Consider the following 5,171-nt stretch of genomic DNA (forward strand, 5'->3'; position numbering starts at 1 on the left):
GGCGAGTCCCACCGCGAAGCTGCTGCTGGCCGACCCGGTGGACGTCGTGACGCGGGTCGGCCACCCGATCGGCACGGAAAGCGGCCTCGGTCTGACGGCCTTCTACTACACCCTGCTGCTGGTGCTGGCCGGATTCATGGGCGGCAACGTCATCAGCAACGGCGTCGACACCGCCCTCGGCTACGCGGACAACGAGATCGGCCCCTGGCACACCCGCCGGCCGACGGTGCCGATCAACCGCACCCAGACGCTGCTCCTCAAGATGCTGATGACGGCGGGCATCACGCTCGTCAGCACGGCTTTGGTGATGCTGGCCTGCGTCGGGATCCTGGGGATGGACGCCTCCCACCTGCCGCTCCTGTGGATCTATTCCTATTGCGCGGCCCTGGCCGTCGGGCTGGGTGTGCAGGCCATCAACGCCGCGTTCGGCGGGATCGGCCAGCTCGTGTCGATGTTCGTGTTCATCGTGCTGGGTCTGCCGTCGTCGGGTGCGACCGTCCCGCTGCAGGCGGTCCCCGGCTTCTACCGCTTCCTCTCCCACTTCGAACCGATGCGTCAACTCAGCGACGGCGTACGCGCGATCCTCTACTTCGACGCCCGCGGCGACGCGGGGCTCACCCGTTCCTGGATCATGATCGCGGTCGGCACGGTACTGGCCCTGCTGTTCGGCTTCGCCATGACCGCGTACTACGACCGCAAGGGCCTCAAGCGGCTCACGCCGCAGCCCGCCTGAGCCGTCCGCCCGGCCGCGTGCACATGTCCGTCCCGCCTCGGGGTACACGAGCTGGTGAGAACTCAAGGAGGCGCCATGACAGCGTTGTTGACCAGGATCAAGCAGTTCGCGCGCGGCCCGCAGGGGCAGCGGGCGGTCGCATCGGTCCGGCGGGCCGCCGCCGACCCACGCAAGCGCGCGCAGGCCGGGCGGCTGCTCAACCGCCTGCGCGGACGGCGGTAGAAGAGGGTGTGACAGCCCTCAGGCGGGCCTGCCGTCGACGTACGTCGCGACGACCTCGATGGCTCCGATCCGCGCGGGGTCGACGCGCCTCGGGTCGTCGCCGAGTACGGCCAGGTCCGCACGGCGGCCCGGGGCCAGGGTGCCCGCGCTGTCGTCCCAGTGGGAGGCGTAGGCGCCCGCCACGGTGTAGGCGTGGAGGGCCTCCTCCACGGTGATGCCTTCGTCGGGGCCGACGGAGCGGCCGGAGGCCGAGGTTCGTTCCACCATGAACTGGACGGCCTTCAGGGGTGATCCGTCGGTGACGGGACGGTCGGAGCTGCCCACGAGGGTGACGCCGTGGTCCAGGAACCCCCGGCCCCGGTACATCCAGGGGGCCCGGTCCGGGCCCATCACCGCCGCGTAGTCGTCGCCGAAGGAGCGCAGGAAGTGCGGCTGCACCACCGCGCTCACCCCGAGGCGGGCGAAGCGGGCCAGCTGGTCGGGCCGGACCAGGCCGGCGTGCTCGCTCCGGTGCCGGGCGGTGGGCCGGGGCCGCAGCCGCTGGGCGCGTTCCAGGGCGTCCAGGGCCAGGTCGGCGGCGCGGTCCCCGATGGCGTGCACGGCGAGCTGCCAGCCGGCGAGGTGGCCGTCGACGATGGTGTCGGTGATCCGCTCGGGGCTGTCCTGGAACTCCCCGGTGTGGTCGGTCCCTTCGTAGGGGCGGGTGAGTGCGGCCGTACGGGCCATCATGCCGCCGTCGGTGTAGACCTTGAGCGCGCCGAGGGAGAGCCAGTCGTCGCCGAAGCCGGTGCGCAGGCCGAGGTCGATGGCGCGGGGGATCCCGTCGCAGGCGTGCGCGGCTACGGGCCGCAGGGTGTCGGCTGCCGCCATGAGCTGAACGCGTAGCGGCAGTCGCCCCTGGTCGCGCAGGAGCTGGTAGGCGCCGAGCTCGACCGGGCTGTTGCCGAGGAGTCCGCCGCCGATGCCCGCCTCGGCGCAGGCGGTGACGCCTTCGGTGAGGCAGGTGCGGCCGGCGTGCTCGACGGCGTCGGCGATCTCCGCCTGCGAGTAGGGCAGGCGCAGTCGGCGGGCGGTGGTCATGGCGCTCTCGGCGAGGAAGCCCTCGCCGTGGGCGAGTTCGCCGGGGAGCAGGTCGAGGACGGTGGTGTTGACGACGCAGCCGTGTCCCGAGTCGTGCAGCATGAACACCTTGCGGCCGTCGCTGACCTTGTCCAGCTCGGCGGCGGTGAGGTGCCGGCCGAGTGCCCGCTGGTCGTAGCCCCCGATGTCCACCCACGCGCCCCGCGGCTTGCGGACGACCGCCTCCGCGACGACGGCGAGCACGTGCTCGACGCGTTCGCAGGGCGTCACGCTGGGGGTGGTGGCCTTCAGCCCGGTCCAGGCCAGGTGCACGTGGGAGTCGATGAAACCGGGCAGCACGGTGGCGCCTTGGAGGTCGACGACCTCACGGGTGGGCAGTGCGGTCACGGCCTCGTCCAAGCCGACGATCCGGCCGTGCCAGATGCCGAGGTCGTGGGCCACGGGGTGGTCGGGGTCCATGGTGAGGAAGGTGGCGTTCGTCAGCCTGGTGCAGAGCATGGGTGCCGGTCCTCAGGGTGTGGGCGCCGTACGGGAGGCCGGTACCGGTACGCGGCCGTGGGCGACGATGGACCGGAGGATCTCGCCGACCCTGACGGCGGTGTTCGACAGCAGGGAGGACGTGATGCCGTGCGTGTGCTCCGTCCCTCCCTGGAGGTAGAGGCCGCAGCGCAGTTCGGGCGCGCTCTCGACACGGTAGTCGCGTGCCACGCGGACGCGGCCGAGGCCGTCGCGTCGGCAGTACTTCTCGACGTCCCCGAGCAGTCCGAGGCCGTCCGCCGAGCGGTATCCGGTCGCGTAGACCAGCGCGTCGGCCGCCATGACCTCCTTCTCCCCCGTGACCAGCGACTCGACGGTGACGAGTACGTGGTCGGGGGTCTCGGTGACGTCCGCGAGCCGCGACACCTTCAGGAAGCGCAGCCGCTCGGTGCCGAGGACCTTCTCCTGGTACTCCTGCCGGTAGAGGTCGTCGATGAGGTCGATGTCCACCACCGAGTAGTTGGTGTTGGCGTGGTACTCGATGAGCTTGCGCTTGATCTCCTCGGGGGCGGTGTAGTACTCGTCGACCGCCGAGGGGTCGAAGATCCGGTTGGCGAAGCCGCTGTCGTCGGCGGGGCTGTAGCCGTAGCGGGAGAAGACGGCACAGACCTCGGCCCGGGGAAAGGTGCGGTGCAGGAAGGCGACGTTCTCGGCGGCGCTCTGGCCGGCACCGACGATGACGAACCGGGACGGGTCGGAGCCTCCCAACGCGGCGACCCGTGTGAGGAGTTCGGAGGTGTGCCAGATCCGCTCGGTGCGGGCCACGCCCTCCGGCATCTGTGGCCGCAGGCCGGTGCCGATCACCAGGTTGCGCGCCCGGTGGACCACCAGTTCGGAGCCGGAGCGGGCGGTCACGTCCACGTACTCGATCGCGCCGTCGCGCAGGACCGGACGAACGGCGACGACCTCGGATCCGTAGGAGACCATGTCGTCGACCTTGGCCGCGGCCCACTCGAAGTAGTCGTGGAACTCGACTCGCAGCGGGAACAGGTTCTTGTGGTTGACGAAGTCGATCAGGCGGCCCCTGCTCTGGAGGTAGCAGAGGAAGCTGTACTCGCTCGCCGGATTGCGCAGTGTCACCAGGTCCTTGAGGAAGGACACCTGCATCGTCGCGTCGTCGATCAGCATGCCGCGGTGCCAGCCGAAGCGGGGCTGCTGTTCGAAGAAGTGGGCGGTGACCGCTTCCTGCGGTCCGACCCCGGCGTTGTGCTCGCTGAGCGCGATCGCCATGGCCACGTTCGAGGGGCCGAAGCCGATGCCGATGAGGTCGTGGATCAGTGGCGCATCATCGGACAGATCCTGTGACATGTCACTCCCAATCGTGCGGGGGGCAGCCGATTGTCATGCGTGGGGAACCGAGGGCGGGGCACACCTGAAGGAGCGGAGGCCTGGGCAACTTAGGGAAGGCTAACCTGGCATGAGAGACCTGTCGATGGGCACATCAGATCGATCATCCCCTCGATACGCAGTCGAACTCTCTTGAAAAGAGGGCATGTTGCGCAGTTAGGTAAGCCTTGCTTTACTCAATTTGACATCTGTCGCCGCTCCAAGGAGGAACCCCATGCGGGTCGTCATGTTCGGCTATCAGACGTGGGGGCACCGCACCCTGCAGGCTCTGCTGGAGTCCGAACACGATGTCGTCCTGGTCGTGACGCACCCGAAGAGCGAGCACGCGTACGAGAAGATCTGGAGCGACTCGGTCGCCGATCTCGCCGACGACCACGGCGTCCCGGTGCTCATCCGCAACCGCCCCGACGACGAGGAACTGTTCACCCGGCTCAAGGAGGCGGAACCGGACATCATCGTGGCGAACAACTGGCGCACGTGGATTCCCCCGCGCATCTTCGGCCTGCCCCGCCACGGCACCCTCAACGTGCATGACTCACTGCTGCCGAAGTACGCCGGCTTCTCACCGCTGATCTGGGCACTGATCAACAACGAGCCCGAAGTGGGCGTCACGGCGCACCTGATGAACGACGAGCTCGACGCGGGCGACATCGTGGTCCAGCGCGCCGTACCGGTCGGCCCGGCCGACACCGCAACCGACCTGTTCCACAAGACCGTCGACCTGATCGCGCCGGTCACCGTCGGCGCCCTGGGCCGGATCGCGTCCGGCGAGACCGACTTCACCCCCCAGGACCGGTCGCAGGCCAGCTTCTTCCACAAGCGGTCGGCCGAGGACATCCGCATCGACTGGAACTGGCCGGCCGAGGACCTCCAGCGACTCGTCCGCGCCCAGTCGGCCCCCTACCCGGCCGCCTTCACCTTCCACCGCGGCAAGCGTCTGGAGGTACTGGCCGCCGTCGTCTCGGAGGGCCGCTACGGGGGCACGCCCGGCCGCGTCTTCTACCGCGAGGGCGAAGGCGTGGTGATCGTGGCCGGTGCCGACGCCCGCACCGGGCGCAACCACGGCCTCGCCATCACCCGGGTACGCACCGAGGACGGCGAAGAGATGCCCGCCACCGACTACTTCACCGTCATGGGCGGGTACCTGACCGGCCACTGATCCAGGGCGCCGACCCGGCACCGGGCATTCCCTGCGCCCGGGCCGCCGCGGCCGACACCGGCTTCCCGGCCGGTCATCCACGGGCTCCACAGG

At 69.8% G+C, this 5,171-nt stretch carries 5 protein-coding genes; 3 read left to right on the top strand and 2 right to left on the bottom strand.

The features are described from left to right. Both ACWGIU_RS29185 and ACWGIU_RS29190 read left to right on the top strand, forming a co-directional pair. A partial coding sequence (locus tag ACWGIU_RS29185) for a DUF3533 domain-containing protein (RefSeq protein ID WP_453710740.1) occupies nucleotides 1-733 on the top strand: 733 nt, incomplete at its 5' end. 75 nt (nucleotides 734-808) lie between these two features. Then, nucleotides 809-955 carry a hypothetical protein gene (locus ACWGIU_RS29190; protein WP_453710742.1) on the top strand — a complete coding sequence of 49 codons (147 nt, stop codon included), beginning with the start codon at nucleotides 809-811 and terminating at the stop codon, nucleotides 953-955. Between the two features lie 18 nt (nucleotides 956-973). Here the strand turns inward: ACWGIU_RS29190 and ACWGIU_RS29195 are convergent, their stop codons facing one another. Then, nucleotides 974-2,533: an amidohydrolase gene (locus ACWGIU_RS29195; RefSeq protein ID WP_453710744.1), complete on the bottom strand. Its 1,560-nt coding sequence runs from the start codon at nucleotides 2,531-2,533 to the stop codon at nucleotides 974-976. 12 nt (nucleotides 2,534-2,545) lie between these two features. After that, a complete protein-coding gene (locus tag ACWGIU_RS29200; protein ID WP_453710746.1) occupies nucleotides 2,546-3,880 on the bottom strand; it encodes a lysine N(6)-hydroxylase/L-ornithine N(5)-oxygenase family protein in 1,335 nt (444 codons plus the stop codon). 253 nt (nucleotides 3,881-4,133) lie between these two features. Between ACWGIU_RS29200 and ACWGIU_RS29205 the strand changes: the two genes are divergently transcribed. Then, the gene (locus ACWGIU_RS29205) at nucleotides 4,134-5,078 is read left to right on the top strand and encodes a methionyl-tRNA formyltransferase (RefSeq protein WP_453710748.1); all 945 of its coding nucleotides are present in this window, start codon (nucleotides 4,134-4,136) and stop codon (nucleotides 5,076-5,078) included. Nucleotides 5,079-5,171 lie beyond the last annotated feature (93 nt).

Source organism: Streptomyces sp. NPDC054840, from assembly GCF_053611065.1.

What these genes read in the sequence shown, in the direction of transcription:
- ACWGIU_RS29190 (WP_453710742.1), top strand. Translation starts at nt 809, where the DNA reads ATGACAGCGTTGTTGACCAGGATCAAGCAGTTCGCGCGCGGCCCGCAG.
- ACWGIU_RS29195 (WP_453710744.1), bottom strand. Translation starts at nt 2,533, where the DNA reads ATGCTCTGCACCAGGCTGACGAACGCCACCTTCCTCACCATGGACCCC.
- ACWGIU_RS29200 (WP_453710746.1), bottom strand. Translation starts at nt 3,880, where the DNA reads ATGTCACAGGATCTGTCCGATGATGCGCCACTGATCCACGACCTCATC.
- ACWGIU_RS29205 (WP_453710748.1), top strand. Translation starts at nt 4,134, where the DNA reads ATGCGGGTCGTCATGTTCGGCTATCAGACGTGGGGGCACCGCACCCTG.